This window comes from Caulobacter sp. SSI4214 (assembly GCF_012184455.1).
Taxonomy (GTDB): domain Bacteria; phylum Pseudomonadota; class Alphaproteobacteria; order Caulobacterales; family Caulobacteraceae; genus Caulobacter; species Caulobacter vibrioides_E.
This window is the reverse complement of the sequence record NZ_SZWJ01000041.1, coordinates 14207-36154: the sequence shown is the minus strand read 5'-3', so window position 1 is coordinate 36154 and position 21948 is coordinate 14207. Positions and strand designations below refer to the sequence as shown.

Sequence of the window (21948 nt, the reverse complement as noted above, 5' to 3'; positions counted from 1 at the left end):
GTCGTGGCGATGGCCGGCGAGGACGCGGTCGGCAGACCGGCGGGGGCGGGCAGGCCCTGCTGGACCACGTCGCCGCCAGCAACGGCGGGCGACGGCAGGGCCGAGGCGACCGCGCGCGGCGTGGCTTCCGTGGGGTAGGCGACCGACGAGCGCTTGGCCGCGCTCGTCTCGCGCGCATGGCTCAGCGAGGTGTAGACGACGAAACCCAGGATGATAACGCCGACAATGCCCAAGGCGGGACCCCACGGGGAATCGCGGCGGCTGACGGCCGTTGGCTCGTAAGCCAGCCGGTCCAGGACCGGGCTGTCGAGATCGGTGTCGGCCGGCTTGTCTGACGCACGCATGGAAAAGAGCCTCGTCATCGCTTCTTGTGCGGGGAGAGCGCGCTGGGCTGGCCGGCGTCCTCCCGATAACCGTCGTTGATGATGCGGGTCGTCAACTCGCCTCGGCGCAGCACGAAGGCCGAAGCCAGCCGGTCGACCACCACATAGCCGTCGCGCTGGGCGATATTGACCACCGCTTCCTTGTTGTCGGGATCGACGGCGAAGATCGCGGGAAAGTCCGCGCCCTCCGCGAACACGAAATAGGTCGATTGCCCGTCGTCAAAGACCCGGGTGGGCAGGCCCTTGGCCGAGCCGCTGAAGCTGTAGGCGTGGTTGACGTCCTTGGGCGGCTCCGGCGGCGGCGGCGGAGGGGGCGGCGCCTCGACCGCCACGGCGACCGGCTCCGGATAGTCGAAGCGGACGGTATACAGGGCTTGACCATCGCGTCCCCGCGACGCCGGATGCGCGCGAAGTTCGAAATCGTAGCTGCGCAGGTTCGTCACCACCGACATGTTGGTGACCGCCGCCCGCTCGTTGGGCTTGATGAACAGGACGCGCGCGCGCCGGTTCGGCGTGATCTGCCAGCCCAGGCTGTCGCCGATCGCCACGTTCTCGATCCGCTCGTCGGCGCCGAGATAGAGCGTCACGACATAGCCCAGCGTGCAGTCAAGGCGCGTGACCTGGTCCGGGACGTATCGGACGATCCGGATATGGCGGTCGAGTGTCGTCTGCGCCGGCGCGGCGTCCGCGACGGACATCGACGCGGCCAGGACGGCCGTCGCCAGGCCGAGGATCAGCCCCTGCCGTCTCATCGGCGATCTCCAGTCAGTTTGCGGTACCGATCCATGAAAGCGTCCCGGCGATAGGTGTCCTCGCGCCGCGCCGCTCCCGTTAGAAAGGGCGCCGCGGAGGCGGAGCGCCCCTCGACGGCGACAATGGGCGAGAGCGTGGCGGCGACCGATACGGGCGCCGCGCCTGGGCCGGTCCGGCGCAGGGTCTGGGCCAGTTGCTCGGCGCGGGAGAGGATGATCGTCTCGCTGGTCCGGGCCCCGCCCAGGCGCTCGGACGTGTCGCGCGCGTTCCGGCGGCTGGCGAACTGGAAGCCTCCGGCGATCACGGCCGCGCCGACGGTCAGCGCCACTTGAGCGGCGGCGAAGATCAGGATGATCGCCGAGACCATCATCGCGCCCTGGACGTCGGGCGAGCCGGCCTCTCGGCTCTGCGCCAGCCGGACCAGAAGCGGATCGATCACCACGAGGAACAAAGTCGTCGTCGTCCAGCACATCATCGGCACGAAGGCCGCGGCGAGGATGGCGCGCAGCCAGCCGGCGAACAGACCTCGCGTGCTCTCGAACAGAACGAGCGTGATGAATAGGGGGCCCGTCGCCGACAGGACGCCGACGGCGATGATGGCGATCGACAGCATCCCCGCCGTGCTCATGAACAGCGCGGTCTGCGCCTTCCACAGGGCGTCGGCCGCCGCCGCCTCGCCGCCGCGCAGCACCTGGGGATTGGGACCGGCCAGCTTGCCCAGCGCCGAGGCGCTTCGGGCCAGCTCGTCATAGGTGACCTGCAGCCCGCCCAGGGGGTCCGAGACCAACACCGCGCCGCCGGCGGCCGCGGGGGCGCCGATGGTCTGGGCCAGTTGCAACGGCGCCTTCATGGTCACGTCGAAGACCAGGGTCTGGAACGTGTTCCAGTTCAGCGCCAGCGACAGCACGAAGCCGATCTTCAGCGCCGCCAGGGGCGCGTCGGTCAGCCGGGTCCCGCCTAGCCCGAACAGCAGGCGGTAACCGATCAGCGCCACATAGATCGTCAGCAGCAAAGTCAGGGCCGTCGGGAAGACCGATTGCGGCCCCGTCAAGGCGTCGTAGCCGCTCTGGGCGTAGACCCGCGTGTGACAGTCGATCGTCGAGAGCACGCCCCGGATGACGCCGGCGTCGGGGGGAGGGGCCCGGCAGACGTCCATCAGCGGCGCTCCCGGGCGCTGGCCAGGTAGGCGGGAAGCCAATCGGCGGGGTCATCGCCCTTTTCGGCCCGCGCCTGATCCAGTCGTCGCACCCGCCGCTCGTTGCCGGCCAGGACCAGCAGGGCCTCGTCCAGGCCGCTCAGGTCCAGCCGGGCGACCGCGCTATGATCGGCCTGCTTGACCAGAAAGCAGCGCGAGGTGTCGGGCAGGGCCCGCACCAGCTCGAACTCGTGCGGGGTCAGGCCGAAGCCGTCGATATAGTCCGCCGCCTTGGCCTTGGGATTGGGCAGGAAGATCTGAGTGGCGGCCTGCTCGACGATCGCGGCGGCGATGCGGCTTTCCAGGGCGTCCGAGGCGCTCTGGGTGCAGAAGCCCACCACGCCGTTGCGTTTGCGCAGGGTCTTTTCCCAGTCCTTCAGCCGCTGGGTGAAGACCGGATCGTCCAAGGCCTTCCAGCCCTCGTCGACGACGATGATGGTCGGTCGTCCGTCCAGCGCCTGCTCGATGCGGTGGAACAGGTACATCATCGCCGGCGTGCGGGTTAGCGGCGTGTCGAGAATACGGGTCATGTCGAAGCCGAAGACGGCCTCGTCCAGCTGGATGCGGTCGGCGGGGTTATCGAACAGCCAGGCGTGCTCTCCGCCCTCGCACCACGGCCGTAGCCGCGCCGCCAGGTCGCCGGCCTTCGGGCGTCGCGCGCCTAGGAACAGTTCGCGCAGATAGAGCAGGCGGCGGTGGTCGGCCGGTTGATCGAAATTGGCGTCCACCGCGTCGGCCAGCATGGCCAGGTCCTCGGCGTCCAGACGCTCGGCTCCGCCCAACAACTGCGCCAGCCAATCGCCGAGGAAGCCTCGGTTGGCCGGCGTGTCGGGCAGCAGCAGAGGATTGAAGCCCGAGGCCTCGCCCGGACGCAGCACGTCGTAGCGACCGCCCACGGCGCGGACGAACGGCTCCGCGCCGCGATCCTTGTCGAAATAGACGATCTGCGGCGCGAACCGCCGCGCCTGGGCGAGCAGGAAGGTGATCAGCACGGTCTTGCCCGCGCCGCTGGGCCCGATGACGGTGAAGTTACCGAGATCGCCGTTGTGGAAATTGAAGTGATACGGACCGTGGGCGGTGGTCTCCAGCACCGTCACGGGCGCGCCCCACGGTCCGCCTTCCGCTCGCCCGCCGGCGTGATTGTGCAGCGAGGCGAAGGCGGCGAAGTTGGCGGCGGAGACCAGGGCCTTGCGGGCGATGAACTTGAAGTTGCCTGGGAACTGGGCCCAGAAGCCGGGCTCCAGATTGACGTCCTCCCGCACGGCCACGGCGCCGGCCTCGGTGAAGGCGGATTGCACGTCGGCCACCGCCGCGTCCAGGCTGGCGAAGTCCTCGGCCCGCACCAGCACGCTCATGTGGTGCTCGCCGAACGCCGCGCGCCCGGCGCCGACCTCGTCGCGCGCGGCGGCCAGGTCCTCGCGCAGCGAATAGGCGTCGTCCTCGGCCGCGCGCAGCCGGCGCAAGGCCAGGCCCATCCGATCCAGCGCGGCCTGGCGGTCCACGAACGAGAAGCTCTCGGTCAGAACCATCTCGCAGGGCAGGCGCAGGATCCCGTCGAACATGCCGGGCGTCGAGCGGGCGGGGTAGTCCTTCAATGAAACCAGGGCGCCGAACCGGCGGGGGCGGGCGCCGCCGGCGGCGAACTCCAGGGCGTCCAGTCCGAAGGTCAGACGTCGATCGCCCAGGGCCTCGCCGATGTCGCCGACGGGCGTGGCCATGGCGCGCGGCTCGCCGTTCAGCAGCTCGGAAAGAAAGGCGCAGGGTTCGGAGCGCTCGATCCCGCGCTCACGGACGCGGCCCAAGGCGCGCGCGCCATAGGGCGAGAGGTTGGCCAGCATGGTCTCCCGCAGGCCGTGCAGCCGGCGCAGATCCTGGCGCAGCGCCTCATCGGCGGCGGGGGTCGTGCGGGCCAGACGCTCGAGCCAGCCGACCTTGCCCTGCAGCGGCCGGCTGACCAGGGTGAGGTAGAGGTCGTTGACGAACAGTCGGCGCTCGGTCAGCCGCTCGCGCCAGGCCTCGTCCAGCGCCTCGGTGAAGGCGTCGGCCCGCACCGGGTCCTGGCGCGGCGCCACGCGGCGGCGGATCACATGGTGATAGATCGAAAGCCGCGAGCTGGCCGCGCCGCGCAGCAGGGTCTCGCGCACCTGCTTGCGATAGGTCAGGGTCTCGTCGTCGGCCGTCTCGAACGGCAGGCCGTCCAGCTTGATGACCTGCAACAGCAGACCGTCCCGTGTCTGGATCGTCAGGTCGTCGACGTGGCGCGCATAGGGCAGGCGCTCGCCGATCGAGGTCTCGCGCGGCGCGAGGCGGGATCCGAAACCGAGGCTGACGAAGCGAGCGGTCATGGGCGGTAGGAATTGGCCCGCCAGAAGGCGTGGTTGCGCACGCGCGGGCACCGGCTGACCTTGGTGATCCACAGGTCGAAGAAGCGAGGTTCGCGCAGGCATCCGAGATAGCCGACCACATGCAGGACCGGCGCGATCAGCAGCGACCAGAACGACTTGCTGATCAGGAACGCCTCGACGGTGACGATCATGTTGAAGATCGCGAAGCTGTAGGTCACGCCGGCGACCATCTGCGGCCGCGTCAGGGCGCCGAAGACTGGATCCGATCCGAGGCCGCTCATTGCACGCCCGTCGCGACGCTACGGATGCCCGAGACGATGGCGACCGCGCCGAAGATGATGAAGGCGCCCAGGATCACGGTGACGCCGCGCCGCCAGTCGATGCGCCCCGTCAGCATCATCAGGCCGACGACCGCGACGGCGATGACGGCCGCCGTGGTGGCGACATTGCCTAGCAGCGTTCCTTGCAACCACTCCAGGGCGGCGATCAGCGGTCCCGAGCCAGCGGGGTTGGCGCCGACGCTCTGGGCCGCGGCGGGCGTCGCCGCGCAGGCAAGGGCCGCGATCAGCGGGAGGCGATGAGTGTTGGTCACGGCGCGATCCTCACGGGAGATTGCGGTCGCGGGGCGACCGACTGGGCCATCCTTTCGAGGATGGCGTCGACATAGGCTCTGGTTTCGGCGTAGGGCGGCGGACCGCCGTGACGATCGACCGCGCGCGGACCGGCGTTATAGGCCGCCAGCGCCTTGACGATATCGCCGTCGTAGCGCGCCAGAAGCGCTTGGAAATATCGCGCGCCGCCGTCGGCGTTGGCGGCCGGATCCCGAGCGTCCACGCCCAGATCGCGCGCTGTTCCTGGCATCAGTTGCATCAAGCCCGTCGCCCCCTTGGGCGATCGCGCGACGGGATTTAAGCCTGACTCCCGCCGCGCGATGGAGCGCAGCAGTTCGGGGCTGAGGCCGTGTCGCGTCGCGGCGGCGTCGACCAGGGCCACGGCGGCTCGGCGATCGCGCGGCGGCGCGGTCGCGGTCTTGGGCGATGGGGCGATGGGGCGCGCCTCGGCGGCGGAGCCCAGGAACTGGGTGGGGCTGTCGAAACGCCGCACGTGGCCGCTGTCGTCGATTTCCAGCACGCCGGCTCGGACATCGGCCGTCGCCGCCAAGGACGCCAGCGCGACCGCCAGGCCCAAACCTCGACGGTGTCGCCTCAGTGCTGTTACCCCCGTCGCGACCACCACGTCTCCCTACGCTACCTCTCGCATATCACGCCGTTCCGTCTTCCGAGACAAGGCGCGCCCGCTACAACGAGTCTGCGACGTTTAGCCCGTCGCGCCGTGTCACGAAATCTTCCAACCTTCGCGACGGATCATGCGTCAATGTCCGTTGCAGACTCTGACGCCGCCGAGTCGCGACGACCGGACGCAGTATGCGCCGAGCGATGGACTCGCGGAGGATTGAAGTAGGTAAAACCACGATTTCCATTGCCTGTTAGGGGTTTGGTGGTTTTCGTAGCGTCACTTTGGAAGAACGAGCTTCGTTCTGGGTCTGGGGGAGAGCGTCGGGATGGCTTCGGGCGGTTCGAACGGAGCAGGCGCGACAGCGGTCGTGGCAGCGACCGTCGCTGCGGCGGCGACCGTGGCGGTGTTGGCCGCGAGTTCGGGCGGCGTCTTGGGCGCGGGCGGAGCCGGCGATCCCACCCAGGCGGACTATGACGCCGCGCGCTTTCTGAACCAGGCCACGTTCGGATCCAACGACGCGGCCATCGCAGACTTCAGGACGACGACACCGCTTGGGTGGCTCAAGGCGCAGACGGCGCTGGCCTATCCGGCGACGCATTTCATCGACTGGGTGAACCGCCGCGACGCCGAGATCAACGCGGCGGACGCCAAGAAGAAGGCCCGGGCCAATGTTGGCCAGTTCCAGGAGGCCTTCTGGGCCGCCGCCCTGACGGCCGGCGATCAGCTGCGCCTGCGGATGGCTTTCGCGTTCTCGGAAATCTGCGTCGTCTCGTTCCAGGGCTCGCAACTGACCCCGCGTATGGGCGCGGCCTATTTCGACATGCTGCGCGGGCGGAGCCTCGGGCTCTATCGCGACCTCATCGAGGCCGTCACGCTGTCGACGGCGATGGGGAACTATCTCAACATCATCGGCAATATCCAGGCCGACAACGACGCCTCGCGACATCCGGACGAGAACTACGCCCGCGAGATCATGCAGCTGATGTCGATCGGACTCTATCAGCTGAACATGGACGGCACGCCGAAGGTCGACGCCAACGGCGCGCCCATCCCGACCTATGGCCCGTCGGACATCGCGGGACTGGCCAAGATCTTCACCGGCTGGGGCTATACCGCCGCCAAGCCGACGGGCGGGACCTTCACGCGGGCGGCCGATACGGACTCGGACATCAAGCCTTTAATGGCCTATCCGCAATATCACTCGCAGCTCTCCAAGACCTTCCTGGGCGTGACCTTCCCGGCCTACGCCGCGTGGACGCCGCCCGCCGGCGTCGCCAAGAGCGTGGGCGCCTATCAGGTGGCGGGGCTGAAGTTCGCGCTCGACGCCATCGCCAATCATCCCAATGTCGCGCCGTTCATCGGCCGGCGATTGATCCAGCGCTTCGTCAAGAGCAACCCGACGCCGGCCTATATCGGGCGGGTGGCCAAGGTCTTCGCCGACGACGGAACCGGAACGCGGGGCAATCTGGCGGCCGTGATCGCCGCGGTGCTGACCGACGCCGAGGCTCGTCCGTCCAGCCCCGGGGAATTCGACGGTCGTCTGCGGGAACCGACCGTGCGTCTGGCCAACTGGCTTCGCGCGTTCGAGGCGACGTCGGCGTCGGGCAATTTCCTACAGCCCTACGACTTCAGCCCGCCGACCGCCTTCAATCAGGCGCCGCTGCAAGCGCCCTCGGTGTTCAATTTCTGGATGCCGGATTTCGCGCCGCCGGGCGGTCCGATCACGGCGGCCAAGCAGGTCGCGCCCGAGTTCCAGGGCGTGGACGTCCTGACCACCGCCAGCTACGCCAACAGGATCATCGCCACCGTGATGGCCGCCAACTGGGGCAACAAGGACGTCACCGTCAGCTACGCCAAGCCGCTGGCCTTGGTCGACGCCCAGGGCATGGTCGACGCCAAGCGCCTGGCGCGACGTCTGGACCTTCTGTTGTTTGGCGGCCAGATGGGCGACAAGCTGGCCAAGCGCCTGTTGTCGGTCATCGCTTCCACGGCCACCACGGCGGCCAAGCCCACCGCGGCGCAGATCGCCCAGGTCAATCTCGACCGAGTCCGCAACGCCGTGGCCCTGGTCATGGTCTCCACCGATTATCTGATCCAGCGTTGAGGCCAGGACCATGACGCGCGAAACGCTCAGCCGCCGAAACGCCCTCAAGGCCCTGGCCGCCCTCGGGACGGCGGGGCCGCTGGTTCTGAACCTGTCCAGCCTGGGGGCCGCCGCGGCGACGGCGGGCCAGACGGACTACAAGGCCATCGTCTGCCTGTTCCTGGTCGGCGGGAACGACTCGAACAACCTCCTGCTTCCCACCGACGACGTCAGCTGGAAGCGCTACTGGACGGCGCGGTTCCGCGGGGCTTCGCCGATCGCCCTGATGCCGCCCGGCACGCCCGCCACGGCGATCGGCTCGACCAACGCCGTCACCAGCCGCAAGGTCACGGCGACCAACTTCCCGGAATACTGGGGCGGCGTGCTGCCTATCGTCCCGAAGACCCCGCAGTTCGCGGCCGGCGCCGCGCCGGGCGCCGCCGCGCGCACCTTCGCGCTGCACCCCTTGATGCCCAACATGCACAAGGCCTTCTCGGCCGGGCGGCTGGCGGCCCTGGCCAATGTCGGCTCGCTGCTGGCGCCGCTGACCAAGGCCCAATATCAAAAGCCGACCGCGGGCGTGCAGATTCCGCCCAGGCTCTATTCGCATAGCGACCAGCAACAGGCCTGGCAGACGGGGCAGGTGGACTACGCGGCCCTGGGCTGGGGCGGCCAGATGGGCGACGTCTTCGCCGCCTCGGGCAACGCGGCCGCCGTCAACTTCACCTCGTTCACGACCGCCGGCCTCACGGGTTTCCCGGTCGGCGGGACCGTCAAGGCCTACCGGATTTCGGTCGGGTCCGCCGGCGGCGGCGCCGTGACCATCGACCTGCTGCAGCGCACAGGCAGCTACAACAACTCGCCGACGTTCCTGGCCGCGATGCGCGAGACCCTGCTGGGCAATGACGCCGACGGCAACGCGCTGGGCCAGACCTATGCCGACGCGGTGGTGACCTCCAACACGACGGCATCGGCTTTCAGCGCGACGCTGGCTGGATCGTCGGTCACCGCGCCGACGGCTTTCGTCAACCCGCTCACGGGGAACACCGCGGGCAACCCCTTGGCGGACCAACTGCGCGCGGTCGCCCAGACCATCGTCGCCCACGGCGCGCTGGGTCCCAATCGCCAGGTGTTCTTCGTTCAGATCGGCTCGTTCGACACCCACGACGGCCAGAACGACCGCCAGAGCCTGCTGTTGGCCCAGGTGGACCACGCTCTGAACTACTTCGACACCGAGATGACGGCCCGAGGCTATGGCGCGGCCGTGACCACCTTCACCGCCTCGGACTTCAACCGCACCTACACGACCAATGGCGATGGCACGGACCACGCCTGGGGAGGCCACCATTTGATCCTGGGCGGCGCGGTCAAGGGCGGCGACATCTACGGAACCTTCCCGACGGTGGGAGTGGACGACGCCGCCAGTGGTTTCAACAATCCCGACATGGCTGGCAACGCGCTGATCCCGACGACCTCGGTGGACCAGTACCTGGCCACGATCGGCCGTTGGTTCGGGGTTTCGAGCACCGACCTGGCTCGCATCTTCCCGCGTCTGCCGGCGTTCAAGACCGCCGACCTCGGGTTCATGTCGACCTGACGCGGTTAGAACTTCGAGGTCACGCTCACCCGGATTTCCCGGGGTTCGCCCGCGTGGATCACGTGTCCCATATAGCTGCCGTCGTCGCTGCTGGGATTGGCCGGCTGTCCCTTGAGGCGATAGGCGTCGTAATATTCCGCGTCGTTATATTTGACATTGAACAGGTTCAGCGCCTCCAACCCGAAGGTCAGCCGCGCATTCGCCTGATAGGTCAGGCGGCCATTGACCACGGTCGAGGGGCGCGACTTCTGGCTGCCGTCCTCGATCAGGTCGCGGGCCGCGAAGTGGCGCAGCCGCAGGCTGGCGGTCAGGCCTGGCGCGGCGGGCAGATCGTGCAGGGTCGCCGCGATCGACGCCGAGCGCTTGATGGCCTCGGGAATGCGGTCGCCGATCACCCGGTCATGGTCCGTATAGAAGGCCTGCGAGGCGGCGAAGTCAGCGTCGATCGTCAGCCAGTCGGACGGGCGATAGATATTGTTCCACTCCAGGCCATAGCGTTGGCCGGGGCGGTCGGAGTCGACGTTCGCGCCGGCGTCTCCGGCGAAGAAGAGCTCGGAATTACTTTGTAGATACCAGAAGGCCACCGAGCTGGTCAGGCCGCCGACAGACTTAACCCGCGCGCCGATCTCCGCGCCTTCGGATCGCACCAAGGGTTTGGATTTCTGGGTCGGCGCCGGGCCGCCGTCGTAAGAGGAAACGGTGTCGAAGATGCCGCGCACGTCGTTGCTGCGATAGCTGATCCCAGCCTGGGCGTAGACATCGAGATGGCGGTTCGGGCTTAGGGTCAGGCCAAGCTTGGGCGCGGGGCGCACGACGCTGAGATCGCCGGAATTCGCCGCCGTGTCGCCGCGGTTTCGGAAGTGGAACGCCTCCAGCCGAAGGCCGAGTTCGGTCTGAAGCCAGCCCGTCCAGCGGATGTCGTTGGACCACCACAGGGCGGCCTGATTGATGACGGCCCTGTCGCGGCGGTAGCGCGACAGGAAATGGCGCTGTTCGGTGTGGTCCAGTTCGAGATCGACGGTGTCGTTCCGCGTCTGAAAGCCGAACGCGTCGCGCGTTTCCTGGCCCAGATAGTCGCCCTGGACCGTGGTCACCGCCGCGCCGCCCAGGATCAGGCGTCGATCGAACTGGCGAAACTGATCGCCATGATCCTGGTCGATGAAATAGCTGAAGTCGGAAAAGAGGTTGAGGCCGTACTGGATCGCATAGGCCTGAACCTGGTGGGTGACCGTCCCGTCGCCCCAGTGCCACTCGCCGGTCAGGGCGTAGCGATGGGTGGATCCCGCGCTCGAAGGATCGATCGCGCCGAAGCGGCCGCCGGGTAATGTGGCCAGCGCCTCTTCCGGCAACTGGTCGCTGGCGGTCCAGCGTCCCTCATAGGCTTGCAGGCTCAGCCCGCCGCCGCGCTCGGCGTCGCCGACCGTGTATTTGATCACCCCGTTGGGGCGGCGATAGTTCCCCGGCGTGCGGAACGGGCCGTCGTAGTGGATGTATTCGCCGGCGTAGAGTAGCCGGCCCGGACCGACATCGGCCGAGCCGGCCAGCAGCAGGCGTTGGTAAGAGTCGGTTCCCAGCTCGGCGGTGACGAAGCGCTCGGGCAGGCTGGAGAGATAGGCGATACTGGCGTTGCCGGCCGCCGAGAAGTCTCCGGCGTCGGCGTAGTAGGGACCCTTGCGATAGGAAATGCCCGCGACCAGTTCGGGGATCAGCCAATTCAGGTCCATATAGCCCTGGCCGTGGGCGTGGGAGCCGAGATTGACCGGCGCGCCGTCGACGGTGGTGGAAAAGTCGGTGCCGTGGTCGAGGTTGAAACCGCGCAGATAGTATTGGTTGGCCTTGCCGCCGCTGGTGTGGGCCGTGACGATCATTCCGGGCACGGCTTCCAGCAGCTCGCCCTGGCGCAGGATCGGGCGCTGTCCCAGCTCCACGCCGCCGACAACGCCCGCGCTGGCCGAACGATCCGAGCCCAGGCTCTCGTCGATCTTGGCCGTGACGATCACCGATTGCAGTTCGACCGGCTCGGTGTTGGTCGCCAGGGCCGCGACGGCGGCGGCCTCGGCGTGGGCGGCGGGCGCGGAGATGAACGCCGCGGGGGCGATGAGCAGCGCGGCCGCGGCGGCGACTTTGGACGACATGTGGGGCGGTCCCGTATGAACATTGATGTCGATGTGCATACGCGGCGGCCTTGGACTTCAGAGGCGCCCGGGTCGCGATTTTCTAGCCCTGATCGGAAGGGGGATTTCGGCTTCAGCCGGTCATGTTCGGCTATGATCGCCGGGATCCTGATTCAGCCGGAAGGGCGTGATGCAACGGGTGACGATCTCGCTCGACGAGCGTTTGGCCGAGGATTTCGATCGGTTGGCCGCCGAGCAGGGCTATCAGAGCCGATCCGAGGCGGTCCGCGATCTGGTGCGCCAGGCCGTCGACGGGCATCGTCTGGTCGAGGCGGCCGATGGCCACTGCGTGGCCAGCCTGTCCTATATCTTCGAGCATGGCACGCGGCGGCTGGCGCAGCGGCTGGTCGAGCTGCAGCATGACCACCACGACCTTGTCGTTACTTCCACACGCGCGCCACTCGACCATGACGTTTGTCTGGAGACCGTCATGCTCAAGGGGGGCAGTCGGGCGGTGAGGGCGTTCGCCGACGCCGTGAGGGCCGAGCGCGGCGTGCGTTTCGCCGCGATCAATCTGATCAGCGTCACGCCCAACGACCACCACGACCACGACGGGGAAGGTCACGTTCACGACGAGGGGGCGCATTTGACGCCTCATCAGGGGTAGACGCCCGTCAGGCCTACATTGAAAAACCCCCTGGACGGGCGAGCCGTCCAGGGGGCTGATCGTCGAGAGCGCGTCAGGTCCAAAACGCGCGAACGCGCTCGTTACCCTAGCTAGTGCAGCGGAGTCGGGGCGGCCGAGGGATCCACCGCCTTGACGTCGCTGGTCATCGGCTTGACCGGTTCGCTGTTGGCGTTGGCCCGGAACAGGTTGCCAAAGCCGGCGCCGAAGCCGTCTTCCAGCTTGGGAGTTGGCTGAGGCGTGACGACGGCGGTCTGACCGCCGCCGCCGCCGCCACAGGCGGCCAGGACGCTGGCGCTCACGGCCAGGGCGGCCCAGAGCGCTACGCGGCGCGGGAGAAGAGCTTGCATGGGCTCGGCTCCTACTTGTGGGCCGTGCCGGGCGAGCCCGGGATCGGGTCGTTCAGGTACGGGAAGGCGTTCTGGACGTCCATGGCGCTGAGCGGCGCGCCGTCGGTGTACGGCACCAGGCCGGTGACCGCGTCGGCGGGCTTGCAGAGGCCCAGGTCGGTCGCCTTGCCGTTCACGGGGATCGGGTGGCAGAGACGACCCATGGCGACGCGCAGCGTGATGTCGACCACGTCGTCGCCCGGACGGCGACCGTTCGGATAGCCGGCCAGGTCATCGCCGGCGACGCCGAACGGGCTTTGCGAGGCGCGCGGCGTCGGATTGATGCCGGTGTTCAGGCGCATCATTTCCGAGGCCGTGACGGTCTTCAGCTGGTTGACGCCCGGGAAGCCGGTCAGGAACGTGGCCACCAGATCCTTGCGCGGCAGGTTGGTCGGCGCGAGGTTGGTGAAGTTCGTACCCAGCGTGGCGTTGACCGGCGCGCGGAACAGGGTGTCCAGGATGGCCGGGAAGGTCGGGTTGGTCACATAGTCAGCGAACTGACCATCGCCGTTCGGCTTGGAGCCGTTGAAGCGATCCTTGTCCGGCAGGCCGATGACCAGCTCGTTGACCAGCGGATGCGACAGACGCGAGACCTGAACATAGGCGCCGCCTTGGACGGCCGGGGCCTTGTACGACGGCTGGGGATCCAGCAGGCGGGCCTGCGGCAGGCTGGCGGTCGACCAGGCGCCGATGACGCCGTTGCCCGAGCCGGTGAGGCACGAGATCGGCACTTCCAGGGCGATCGAGGTGACGTTGGCCTTGCCGATCAGTTCGTCGTGGGCGTTGCGGTCCTGGGTGATGCCGCCCGGGAAGCCCTTGCCGTCCTTGGCGCCGGGAGCGCTATCGCCTTCGATCGGCACCAGGTTCACGAGGTCGAACACTTCGCCGAGGTTCACCGCGAAGGCTTCGGCGCGCTGGCCGACGAAGACGCGGCCCGGGGTCGAGCAGCCGGGCAAGTTGAAGTTCACCGGCGCGATGAACTGCTTGGCGTAGGCCGGATAGTTGCTGATCGTCTTCAGGCCGGTGTTGTCGAGCGGCTTGTTGAAGGTCGAACCGCCGGTCGTGGCGTTGGTGGCGGCGACCTTGGTTCCCGAGCGGCGGTCGCCGCTGATCACCGTGAGCGTATAGGACTCGCTCTCGCCCAGCGTGGCGTCGCCGGGCGCCTTGACCGGACCGACGGCGCGCAGCGGGATCGGCAGGGTCTTGTCGCCCACGGTCAGCTGAACGCCCTTGTCGTTCAGCAGGGTGTTGTTGAACTTGAACTGGAAGGTCAGGTTCTCGTTGGCGTCGCCGTCGTTGTCGACGTGGATTTCATAGACCGCGTCGGGGTCCATGGTGAAATAGTTCGGTCCGCCGACCGGCGCTTCCAGGGGCTGGTAATTGGCGATGAAGGTCACGAACCCGTCGCGGCCGGGCTCATAGCTGCGGAACATGTAGAAGTCGGTGCCGTCGACCTTGGGCATCTTGGTGATGCCGGGCGCTTCACGGTGACTGGAGGCCAGGCTGGGCGTTGCGCCCAGAAGGCCGAGCAGAGCGGCCGTCGTGGCCACCCCGGACAGAAACTTGTTCTTCATGATCGTCCTCGGTGCATGTCTTGCTGAGGAGCGGCCCTTGGGGTCCCGAAGGATCGGCCGTCGCTCGACCCGGTTATCGAGAGGCGAGACCATTCAGATGCCGGCCGATCGGATTTATTTCACCGCCACCAGGGTGGCCTCGGCGGGGATGGTGAGCTGCGCCCAGGTCCAGGCCCCCGAGCCGACCGCCAGCAACGTCGTCCCGCGTCCGTCCCGCAGCATGATCAGCCGGGGACCGATATTGTCCGCCGCCAGACAGGCGGGCGGCGCGCCGGTCAGCGCGCGCTGAAGCGCGGCGCGCAGGGCGGCGATGGGGCGGGCCGGGCCGTCCTGCCGCCAGGTTCCGTCCCAAAGCATCACCGCGTTGGCGACCGAGCGGTTGTCGACTGGCAGCGCCTGAAGGGCGTCGAGAGCGGCGGGATCGTCTTGCAGGCGTTGCTGCACGCCGCCCAGCACATCGCACGGCGCGTTGACGTCCACGATCCAGCCTTGCCCCGACATCGCTAGTTCCGGCGCCGAGGCTGAGGCGGCTTCCGGCTGGGCCTCGGGAGGCGGCGGCTGGGGCGGAGCCGCCGTCTCGGCCGAAGGCGGGGGGCGAGAAGGCTTCGGCCTCTTGGGCGCGGTCGACGCCGCCGTGGCGGCGCGGGGCTCCGAGACCAGGGTCACGAGGATCGGACCGGCGTCCGACGGGCTGGGCGGCGGGGCCGGCGCGTGAAGAAGAGCCGCGCCGATCATCAGGTGAGCCGTCACGACAATAAGGATCGCGGCGCCGGATCGGCGCGAGGCGCGGACGCTTCGAGGCAGGGACATGGCGGCATCCTTTCGCGGGGCGGGCCAGGTCCGGAGCGTCGCGCGCGGACCTGGCCCCGGTCGTCTCGGGACTTATCGCGGAGGGTGACCGCAGCGCTGGGGGTGGGGATGCGCTGGCGGCGGCGAGACGCGATCGACGCTTCCCTGGGGTGGAGACGACCCTTGCCCGGCTCTACGCGGCCGATCGGACGGCGGATGCAGCGGAAAACTTTTCGCTGGCTGCATCCAAATCCGAAAACTGGCGTAGCTTGACTGTCCTAGCGAGGCTTGACGTAACGTCGTGACGCCAATTGACAGTTTATGTCAGATGGTATGACATCAAGCCGGTCGAAGCGCTAGGCGGAGGGGGCACCGTGACCGAGCAATCCGCACCGCCGAGCGCCTTACGGGACGCGCAGCCGGCAAGGCCCGTTTCGCGCCTGAATGCCGATCGAGACCAGGAAGAGGTGGCCCTGCTGCTGATGCGGGTCGCCGATGGCGATCGCGTCGCCTTTCGCCATCTCTACGATCTGACCAGCGGTCGTTTTCACGGCCTCGCCGAGCGGCTGCTGTCGCGTCGTGACGTGGCCGAGGACGTGCTGCAGGAGGTCTATGTCCGTGTCTGGCTTCACGCCCGCAGCTATGATCCGGCGCGCGGCGCGCCGATGCCTTGGCTGTGGCAGGTGCTCCGGAACGCGGTCATCGATCGTCTGCGCCGAGATCGAATGCCTCTGACCGATATCGACGAGCTTTCCGATATCCTGGCGGCGCCGGCCGCTCCGCTGGAAACGCGTCTGGATCTAGCGCGCGGGTTGGCGCGGCTGGACGAAAAGAAGAGCGCGGCCGTGTCGATGGCCTTCGTCGACGGCTATACGCACGAGGAAATCGCCGAGGTCACGCAAACCCCGCTCGGCACCGTCAAGTCGCAGGTTCGGCGCGGGCTCGCCAGTCTGCGCGGCCATCTCGAAGGCGATGACTCCGAGATCGACCACAAGGTCAATTGAAACGAGATCTCACTCGTCCTTTGGCGTCTCGGCCATGGCGCGGGCCCCCGCCAGCATCATGTCCACGGCGGCCGACATGGTTTCACCCATGGCTTCGGCGTCCATCTCGAGGAAGTCGCGCATCAGGATGTAGTTTTCCGAAAGCGCCAGAGCGGTGATCGCCACGGCGAGGCCGGTTTTCTGGGTTTCGGACAGGTGTGGAAGCTCGTTATCGGCCAGGACGCGGGTTCTGGCGATGCGCTCGACGGTCGGCGCGCGCCGCGCCTGGCGACCCTTGGGCGACAGATAAAGCGCCCGCACAACGCCCTCGTCCTCCTGCCAGCTCCGATAGACGCGTCGGGCGACGGTCATGAAGGTGTCGAGCGAGCGCGGCGACTGGACCGCCACACCGCCCGAGCGTTCCAGATGCCAGCGAAGAAAGGCGCTCAGCAGCTGGTCCCGGGTCGTGTAGTGCCGATAGACCGTTCGCTCGGTGACATCGGCGGTCTTGGCGACCGACGCGATCGTCACGTCGGCGAGCTCGCCCTTCTCGAGGATCGATCGCACCGCCATCATGATCAGCTCCGACGTCAGCGCCTTCTGGCGGAGGCGGAGGGAGTTGCGTGGGCCGGACCGAGACGCCGCATTATCCATGTCAGCACGCCTGACATCAAAACCAAAAAGCGTCAAGAAGAGCCTCCGTGCCTTTTTATGGCTGATGGTGTTTTGTTCCGAGAATGTCGTTCCCTGGATCGCCTGAATTGAAAATCGCCGCCTTTATCTACAGATTGATTTTCATTTCAGATTGTAGAAGCGCGTAATTTTATTAGGTATGCGGCTGGATATGCGATTTTCCATCATTGGATAGGCCTAGAATTTTCAAAATTTCTAGCGTGTTCTTTCGGTCTCGCGGTTGTAGTCGCGCCAAGCCATGGGCGATCGCCATGCCATCCTCGTCGGCTAGAAGACTTGCGATCGCCGGCGTCGCGGTCGGTTGGGCCGGCGGCGGCAGGCCTTCGAATAGATCGTCGATGTCGATGCCCAACGCCGTCGCGATGGCATGGAGCTTCGACGATGAGAGTCGATTGAGCCCGCGCTCATACTTTTGGATCTGCTGAAACGAGACGCCGATGGCGCGGGCCAGAGCCTCTTGCGACCAGCCCGCGTGACGGCGCTGTCGGCGAAGGCATTCGCCGATCCGCAGATCGACCGGATGGATCTGGCTTCTGGCGGTCATGGCTGCTTCGTGAGGCCGCCGGTCCGCGGCGTACTCGCGTCAGATAGTTCCAGGCGCCGCATGGATGCTCCAAAGCCGCTTCGCGCTGGGAAGATCGGTTGATCGGAGCGCGCTTTCACCCAGGGCTACGCGCGCCGCGGCGCCTTTGGATGCCGGGCGCGACAGGTGTTTTTTTCCGCCGGGCTGCATCTGGATCGCGGGGGGCGGGCGTAGGCGGGGACACGGGGCGGGAGGTCCGCTTCGATCCACGGAGATGATCCATGACCCTGAATGTTTCCACCTTGGCCAATCCCGGTCGCCGCACGGCCCTCCGCGCGGGCGGCCTGGGCGTTCTGTCGGTCGCCGCGATCGGTGTTCTGGCCGGCGCGCCGGGCATGGCGCGCGCCAAGGACGCCCATAGCGGCGACATCGACATCCTCAACATCGCCCTGGGTCTCGAGCACGAGGCGATCGCCGCCTATCAGGTCGGCGCGCAAAGCGGCTTGCTGCAAAAGCCGGTTCTGGCGGTCGCCGTGCAGTTCCAGGGCCATCACAAGGGCCACCGAGACGCCCTGATCGGGGCGATCACCAAGCTGGGCGGAACGCCTGTTCAGCCCAAGTCGATGAACGACTACGCCATGTCGCTGGGCGCCGCGTCGATCAAGTCGCAAGCCGATATCCTGCATCTGGCCCAGCGCCTGGAGCGCGGCGCCGCGAACGCCTATCTCGGCGTGATCCCTTCGTTCCAGGACCGCGCCTTCGCTCAGGTCAGCGCCCGTCTGGCCGCCGACGAAGTCATGCACTGGACGGCGCTGACCGGCGCTCTGGGCGAAGCTCTGCCCACCATGCCCCTGACGTTCGGCGGCTAAGCCGGCTTCCAGCCCATCATCTCGGAGGACGACCTTGCGCAGGTTCGAGATCATCGCCGTCTTACTGAGCCTCGCCCTGCCGGCGACCGTGGCTCATGCCGAAGGCGATGCCGCGCGTGGCAAGGTCGTCTACGAAGATCGCTGCGGGGGCTGCCACGCCCTCGACGCGAACCGGGTAGGGCCCGCGCACCGCGGCGTCTACGGCCGTAAGGCCGGCGGCGCTCCGGGGTATGACTATTCTCTCGCCCTGAGCCGCTCGGGCCTGGTCTGGACGGGCGCCAATCTGGATCTGTGGCTTCGCGATCCACGAGCGCTGGTTCCTGGAACGCGAATGGCTTTCCACCTTGAGGATCCGCGAGAGCGCGCGGATGTCATCGCCTTCCTGCGCGCGTCATCCGCCGCCAAGCGCTGATATTTTCTAGGGTGGAAACCCAAGATCAAGCATTGCCGCGTAGGGTCGAACAAATGCGGTCCTACACAAGTCCTCGAGATCGCGATGTGGAACGACGCGCTTGGCCGCGCCGCCGCACCCTTCTGGCCGCCAAACTGGCCTGCGGGGATCCCTCGATCATCGTCAATTGCGGCGTCAGAAATCTCAGCGAGCAAGGCGCTCGGATCGAGCTCGAAAGCGCCGTCTATGTTCAGCGGCCCTTTCGACTGCTGATGATGCGCGACGGGGTGATCCACGAGGCGGAGCTCGTCTGGTCGTGGGGCAAGGTTCTAGGTCTGTCCTTCACCGCCACGCACGCCGCGCAAGCGCCGGTTCCGGACGAGCTCAAGCTGCTGCGCGTTTTTTGGTCGGCGACGCGGGTCTGAACTCTTCCGGAATGCGACCAACGGTCCACGCGCGGAACGAAGAGGCAATAGAACGTGGATCCTTGGTCAATGACAGCAAGCTTACGATCGGCGAGAACACCTCAGCCCCCGCACGTCGGTGGGGCTAAGTGACGTGCGATGGAGTGGTCGTCGAGCCCGCACGGGCTTGACGACCCGGCTTCAAAGCCCGCGCGGGTGCGCAGAGGCGTCGCCGCGAAATCGCCGAGCGAACCTGGCCTAATCCTTTGAAATAATTTGGTTGTCTGGGTCCGGGCGAATTCGCCTCGATCAAACGGGAGCGCGGCGGGACCGATCCAGCCCGCCCGCGCCAACCTCTTGCAAGGTCACGACGTGGCCTGCGGCGACTTCAGCACACGCGCGGCGGAAGGTTCGCTGGCGATGGGAATCCGTACACTGAACATACTGCCCTGGCCTTCGCCGGCGCTGACCACGTCGATCACGCCGCCATGCAGGGTCACCAGCTGCTTGACCAGGGCCAGGCCGATGCCCAATCCGCCCTGCGCCCTGCTCAGGTGGTCCTCGACCTGCGCGAAGATCTCGAAGATCCGCGACTGCATCTCCGGGGGAATGCCCACGCCGTTGTCGGCCACGCTGATTTCGGCCATCCCGTCGCGCGCCTCCGCCGTCAGCGTGATATCGCCGCCCGCCGGCGTATATTTGGCGGCGTTGCTGAGCAGATTGGCGACGACCTGGGCCAGGCGCGTGTGATCCGCGTCCAGCCAGATCGCTTCCGGGGCGATCCGTGTCGAGAAGCGGTGGCCGGCGGCGTCGATATTGTGCTGGCTGGCCTCGATGGCCGACCGCAGGATCTCCGACAGCTCGATCCGCTCCTTCTTCAGCGAGATCTTGCCCTGGCTGACCCGGGAGACGTCCAGAAGGTCGTCGATCAGGTGCGAGAGATGCCCGACCATGCGATCCATGCGCGCGCGGATGTCCTTGGCGCGCTCGGGCGGGAGGTCCTTGCCGAGAAGATGCAGGCCTCCGCTGAGCGCGGCGACGGGATTGCGCAGTTCGTGCGCGAGAACGGCCAGGAAGCTGTCCTTATGACGGTCGGCGCGGCGCAGAGCTTGGGCGGCGGCTTCCAGTTCGTCGCGCTGATGCTCGATCTGCTGGCGTTGCCGGTAAAGGTCGAAGAAGACATTGGCCTTGCTGCGAAGGACGTCAGCCTCGATCGGCTTGTGGATGAAATCCACCGCGCCGGCCTCGTAACCGCGGAAGCGGCGCTGATTGTCGGCCGCGCCGGCGGTCACGAAGATGATCGGAACATGGCTGGTGCGCGGATTGCCGCGCATGAACTCGGCCAGTTCGAAGCCGTCCATGCCGGGCATCTGCACGTCGAGCAGGGCCAGGGCGACGTCATGGCGCAGCAATAGCTCCAGCGCCTCCTCGCCAGAGCGCGCCTTCAGCAGCACCAGATCGTCGCGTCGCAACAGAGCTTCCAGCGACAGCAGGTTTTCGGCGAGGTCGTCGACCAGCAGAAAATGGACGGGCTCCAACACGATCTTTACTCGTCCGCTAGCTGCAAAAGGAAAGACGCGATCGCGTCCAGGGACATGACGCGCGCGGCCTCGCACGCGGCGAGCGCGGCCTCGGGCATGGCGGACGCGAAAGCCGTGGTGGGCTCCTCCACCACCGCGACGCCGCCCGCGGCGGCCACGGCCCGAAGCCCGCGCGCGCCGTCATGGTTGGCGCCGCTGAGCATAACCCCGACGAGGGCGGGACCGAAGGCCTCGGCGGCGCTTTCGAACAGAACGTCGATCGACGGCCGCGAATGAAGGACCGGTTCCTCCGTCGACAAGGCCAACGAGCGGTCGTCCTCGACCAGCAGATGGTAGTCGGGCGGCGCGAAATAGACCACCCCCGGTTCTATCGGTTCCTTGTCCTCCGCCTCGCGCACGCGGACCTGGCACTTGGTCTGGAACAGCTCGGCGAGGGCGTTGCGCCGGTCGGGCGGCACGTGCACGACGATCAGCACCGGCAGGCGATAGTCCGAGGGCAGGGCGGGCAGGATGATCGACAAGGCCTGCACCGCGCCCGCCGACGCGCCGATCACAACGGCCTCGACGGGAGCGGCGCTCATGGCTCTTGCTTCTGATAGATCTTCTCGTCGCGATCGAAGTCGGCGAAAGCCTGACCGTGCGTTGAGAAGCGCAGGCTTTCCTTCGAGCCGAGACCCAGGAAACCCTTCCGCGCAAGGGAGTCGCGAAACAGGCCCACGGCCCGGTCCTGGAGCGGGCGATCGAAATAGATCAGCACATTGCGGCAAGAGATCAGCTGCATCTCCGCGAAGACCGCGTCGGTGACCAGGCTGTGGTCGGAGAACACGACCCGATCGCGCAGGCTCTTGTCGAAGACCGCGCCGCCGTAGGCTGTCGAATAGTAGTCCGACAGGGAGGATTTGCCGCCCGAGCGCTGGTGGTTCTCGGTAAAGGCCTTCAGGCGCTGGATCGGATAGATGCCGCGCGCCGCGGCGTCCAGGGCGGTGGGATTGATGTCGGTGGCGTAGAAGATCGTCCGCTCTTCCAGCCCCTCTTCCCGGAACAGGATGACGAAGGAATAGAGTTCCTCGCCGGTGCTGCAGCCCGCGATCCAGACCTTCAGCGACGGATAGGTCCGCAAGTGCGGCGTCACTTTCTCGCGGATCGCGCGAAAATAGCCGGGGTCGCGAAACATCTCGCTGACCTGGACGGTCAAAAAGTCCAGCAGGCGTGACAGCATGATGGGGTCGCGGAACAGCGCGTCCTGCATGGCCGAGAAGCTCGGGAAGCCGAGCTGCTGTCTGGCTTGCCGCAGACGACGCTTGACCGACGCCCGCGCATAGTGCCGGAAGTCGTAGTGATAACGCTGATAGAGCGCCTCCAGCAGCAGCCGGATTTCCAGGTCCTCGATCTCGTCCATCG

Annotated in this window: 22 protein-coding genes and 1 pseudogene; 7 read left to right on the top strand and 16 right to left on the bottom strand. The window is 67.2% G+C overall.

Annotated elements, in window-relative coordinates; genetic code table 11:
- The 7 genes and pseudogenes from FCU40_RS13420 to FCU40_RS13390 all read right to left on the bottom strand — a co-directional run.
- Positions 1 to 344 (bottom strand): annotated as a pseudogene (locus FCU40_RS13420) (hypothetical protein); the annotation flags it as partial.
- A 14-nt stretch (positions 345 to 358) separates the two neighbouring features.
- Entirely contained in the window at positions 359 to 1135 is a 777-nt protein-coding gene (gene virB9, locus FCU40_RS13415; RefSeq protein WP_168075535.1) for a P-type conjugative transfer protein VirB9, read from the bottom strand.
- A complete protein-coding gene (locus tag FCU40_RS13410; RefSeq protein ID WP_168075533.1) occupies positions 1132 to 2292 on the bottom strand; it encodes a type IV secretion system protein in 1161 nt (386 codons plus the stop codon). Before FCU40_RS13410 ends, virB9 begins: the two co-directional genes overlap by 4 nt.
- Positions 2292 to 4676, bottom strand: a complete 2385-nt coding sequence (locus FCU40_RS13405; RefSeq protein ID WP_168075531.1) for a VirB4 family type IV secretion system protein — start codon at positions 4674 to 4676, stop codon at positions 2292 to 2294. The genes FCU40_RS13410 and FCU40_RS13405 overlap by 1 nt, the downstream gene beginning before the upstream one ends.
- On the bottom strand, positions 4673 to 4957 hold the full coding sequence (locus FCU40_RS13400) for a type IV secretion system protein VirB3 (RefSeq protein WP_168075529.1): 285 nt from the start codon (positions 4955 to 4957) through the stop codon (positions 4673 to 4675). The genes FCU40_RS13405 and FCU40_RS13400 overlap by 4 nt, the downstream gene beginning before the upstream one ends.
- Positions 4954 to 5268 carry a TrbC/VirB2 family protein gene (locus FCU40_RS13395; RefSeq protein WP_168075527.1) on the bottom strand — a complete coding sequence of 105 codons (315 nt, stop codon included), beginning with the start codon at positions 5266 to 5268 and terminating at the stop codon, positions 4954 to 4956. The genes FCU40_RS13400 and FCU40_RS13395 overlap by 4 nt, the downstream gene beginning before the upstream one ends.
- Positions 5265 to 5864 (bottom strand): lytic transglycosylase domain-containing protein, encoded by a 600-nt coding sequence (locus FCU40_RS13390; RefSeq protein WP_241693613.1) that lies wholly within the window; start codon positions 5862 to 5864, stop codon positions 5265 to 5267. The genes FCU40_RS13395 and FCU40_RS13390 overlap by 4 nt, the downstream gene beginning before the upstream one ends.
- A 415-nt stretch (positions 5865 to 6279) precedes the next feature.
- On the opposite strand from FCU40_RS13390, the gene FCU40_RS13385 reads away from it, so the two are divergent.
- Together FCU40_RS13385 and FCU40_RS13380 are read left to right on the top strand one after the other, a co-directional pair.
- Entirely contained in the window at positions 6280 to 8016 is a 1737-nt protein-coding gene (locus tag FCU40_RS13385; RefSeq protein WP_241693612.1) for a DUF1800 family protein, read from the top strand.
- A 10-nt stretch (positions 8017 to 8026) separates the two neighbouring features.
- On the top strand, positions 8027 to 9592 hold the full coding sequence (locus FCU40_RS13380) for a DUF1501 domain-containing protein (RefSeq protein ID WP_168075523.1): 1566 nt from the start codon (positions 8027 to 8029) through the stop codon (positions 9590 to 9592).
- A 5-nt stretch (positions 9593 to 9597) separates the two neighbouring features.
- On the opposite strand, the gene FCU40_RS13375 is transcribed toward FCU40_RS13380, so the two are convergent.
- Entirely contained in the window at positions 9598 to 11727 is a 2130-nt protein-coding gene (locus tag FCU40_RS13375; RefSeq protein WP_168075521.1) for a TonB-dependent receptor plug domain-containing protein, read from the bottom strand.
- A gap of 169 nt (positions 11728 to 11896) precedes the next feature.
- Here FCU40_RS13375 and nikR point away from each other — a divergent pair, with 169 nt between their 5' ends.
- A complete protein-coding gene (gene nikR, locus FCU40_RS13370) occupies positions 11897 to 12373 on the top strand; it encodes a nickel-responsive transcriptional regulator NikR (RefSeq protein WP_168075519.1) in 477 nt (158 codons plus the stop codon).
- Positions 12374 to 12483: 110 nt separating this feature from the next.
- Here nikR and FCU40_RS13365 read toward each other — a convergent pair whose 3' ends face one another.
- From FCU40_RS13365 to FCU40_RS13355, 3 genes are all read right to left on the bottom strand, one after another.
- Complete coding sequence (locus FCU40_RS13365) at positions 12484 to 12741, bottom strand: hypothetical protein (RefSeq protein WP_168075517.1); 258 nt, start codon at positions 12739 to 12741, stop codon at positions 12484 to 12486.
- A gap of 11 nt (positions 12742 to 12752) precedes the next feature.
- Positions 12753 to 14354, bottom strand: a complete 1602-nt coding sequence (locus tag FCU40_RS13360) for a DUF4331 domain-containing protein (RefSeq protein ID WP_168075515.1) — start codon at positions 14352 to 14354, stop codon at positions 12753 to 12755.
- A gap of 114 nt (positions 14355 to 14468) precedes the next feature.
- Positions 14469 to 15164, bottom strand: coding sequence for a hypothetical protein (locus FCU40_RS13355; RefSeq protein WP_168075514.1), 696 nt, complete (start codon positions 15162 to 15164; stop codon positions 14469 to 14471).
- Between the two features lie 353 nt (positions 15165 to 15517).
- Between FCU40_RS13355 and FCU40_RS13350 the strand changes: the two genes are divergently transcribed.
- Positions 15518 to 16147: a sigma-70 family RNA polymerase sigma factor gene (locus tag FCU40_RS13350; protein WP_168075513.1), complete on the top strand. Its 630-nt coding sequence runs from the start codon at positions 15518 to 15520 to the stop codon at positions 16145 to 16147.
- A 9-nt stretch (positions 16148 to 16156) separates the two neighbouring features.
- Here the strand turns inward: FCU40_RS13350 and FCU40_RS13345 are convergent, their stop codons facing one another.
- Positions 16157 to 16702, bottom strand: a complete 546-nt coding sequence (locus FCU40_RS13345) for a TetR family transcriptional regulator (protein ID WP_168075512.1) — start codon at positions 16700 to 16702, stop codon at positions 16157 to 16159.
- Between the two features lie 250 nt (positions 16703 to 16952).
- Positions 16953 to 17363 carry a helix-turn-helix transcriptional regulator gene (locus tag FCU40_RS13340; protein ID WP_168075511.1) on the bottom strand — a complete coding sequence of 137 codons (411 nt, stop codon included), beginning with the start codon at positions 17361 to 17363 and terminating at the stop codon, positions 16953 to 16955.
- A 260-nt stretch (positions 17364 to 17623) separates the two neighbouring features.
- Between FCU40_RS13340 and FCU40_RS13335 the strand changes: the two genes are divergently transcribed.
- From FCU40_RS13335 to FCU40_RS13325, 3 genes are all read left to right on the top strand, one after another.
- Positions 17624 to 18211, top strand: coding sequence for a ferritin-like domain-containing protein (locus tag FCU40_RS13335; protein WP_168075510.1), 588 nt, complete (start codon positions 17624 to 17626; stop codon positions 18209 to 18211).
- A 34-nt stretch (positions 18212 to 18245) separates the two neighbouring features.
- Entirely contained in the window at positions 18246 to 18623 is a 378-nt protein-coding gene (locus FCU40_RS13330; RefSeq protein WP_168075509.1) for a c-type cytochrome, read from the top strand.
- An 86-nt stretch (positions 18624 to 18709) separates the two neighbouring features.
- Complete coding sequence (locus FCU40_RS13325; RefSeq protein WP_168075508.1) at positions 18710 to 19027, top strand: PilZ domain-containing protein; 318 nt, start codon at positions 18710 to 18712, stop codon at positions 19025 to 19027.
- A gap of 344 nt (positions 19028 to 19371) precedes the next feature.
- Here FCU40_RS13325 and FCU40_RS13320 read toward each other — a convergent pair whose 3' ends face one another.
- Genes FCU40_RS13320 through FCU40_RS13310 form a run of 3 tightly spaced genes read right to left on the bottom strand, consistent with a single transcriptional unit; the run spans position 19372 to position 21946 of the window.
- Positions 19372 to 20547: a hybrid sensor histidine kinase/response regulator gene (locus FCU40_RS13320; RefSeq protein WP_241693611.1), complete on the bottom strand. Its 1176-nt coding sequence runs from the start codon at positions 20545 to 20547 to the stop codon at positions 19372 to 19374.
- Positions 20548 to 20552: 5 nt separating this feature from the next.
- Positions 20553 to 21128 (bottom strand): chemotaxis protein CheB, encoded by a 576-nt coding sequence (locus FCU40_RS13315; protein WP_168075506.1) that lies wholly within the window; start codon positions 21126 to 21128, stop codon positions 20553 to 20555.
- Positions 21125 to 21946 carry a CheR family methyltransferase gene (locus FCU40_RS13310; RefSeq protein ID WP_168075505.1) on the bottom strand — a complete coding sequence of 274 codons (822 nt, stop codon included), beginning with the start codon at positions 21944 to 21946 and terminating at the stop codon, positions 21125 to 21127. The genes FCU40_RS13315 and FCU40_RS13310 overlap by 4 nt, the downstream gene beginning before the upstream one ends.
- Positions 21947 to 21948: the final 2 nt, after the last annotated feature.

Excerpts from the sequence above, each read along its gene's own strand:
- FCU40_RS13310 (WP_168075505.1), bottom strand. The coding sequence starts at position 21,946 with ATGGACGAGATCGAGGACCTGGAAATCCGGCTGCTGCTGGAGGCGCTC.
- FCU40_RS13375 (WP_168075521.1), bottom strand. The coding sequence starts at position 11,727 with ATGTCGTCCAAAGTCGCCGCCGCGGCCGCGCTGCTCATCGCCCCCGCG.
- FCU40_RS13345 (WP_168075512.1), bottom strand. The coding sequence starts at position 16,702 with ATGATGGCGGTGCGATCGATCCTCGAGAAGGGCGAGCTCGCCGACGTG.
- FCU40_RS13405 (WP_168075531.1), bottom strand. The coding sequence starts at position 4,676 with ATGACCGCTCGCTTCGTCAGCCTCGGTTTCGGATCCCGCCTCGCGCCG.
- FCU40_RS13360 (WP_168075515.1), bottom strand. The coding sequence starts at position 14,354 with ATGAAGAACAAGTTTCTGTCCGGGGTGGCCACGACGGCCGCTCTGCTC.
- FCU40_RS13365 (WP_168075517.1), bottom strand. The coding sequence starts at position 12,741 with ATGCAAGCTCTTCTCCCGCGCCGCGTAGCGCTCTGGGCCGCCCTGGCC.
- virB9 (WP_168075535.1), bottom strand. The coding sequence starts at position 1,135 with ATGAGACGGCAGGGGCTGATCCTCGGCCTGGCGACGGCCGTCCTGGCC.
- FCU40_RS13380 (WP_168075523.1), top strand. The coding sequence starts at position 8,027 with ATGACGCGCGAAACGCTCAGCCGCCGAAACGCCCTCAAGGCCCTGGCC.
- FCU40_RS13400 (WP_168075529.1), bottom strand. The coding sequence starts at position 4,957 with ATGAGCGGCCTCGGATCGGATCCAGTCTTCGGCGCCCTGACGCGGCCG.
- FCU40_RS13340 (WP_168075511.1), bottom strand. The coding sequence starts at position 17,363 with ATGACCGCCAGAAGCCAGATCCATCCGGTCGATCTGCGGATCGGCGAA.
- FCU40_RS13335 (WP_168075510.1), top strand. The coding sequence starts at position 17,624 with ATGACCCTGAATGTTTCCACCTTGGCCAATCCCGGTCGCCGCACGGCC.
- FCU40_RS13315 (WP_168075506.1), bottom strand. The coding sequence starts at position 21,128 with ATGAGCGCCGCTCCCGTCGAGGCCGTTGTGATCGGCGCGTCGGCGGGC.
- FCU40_RS13355 (WP_168075514.1), bottom strand. The coding sequence starts at position 15,164 with ATGTCCCTGCCTCGAAGCGTCCGCGCCTCGCGCCGATCCGGCGCCGCG.
- FCU40_RS13410 (WP_168075533.1), bottom strand. The coding sequence starts at position 2,292 with ATGGACGTCTGCCGGGCCCCTCCCCCCGACGCCGGCGTCATCCGGGGC.
- nikR (WP_168075519.1), top strand. The coding sequence starts at position 11,897 with ATGCAACGGGTGACGATCTCGCTCGACGAGCGTTTGGCCGAGGATTTC.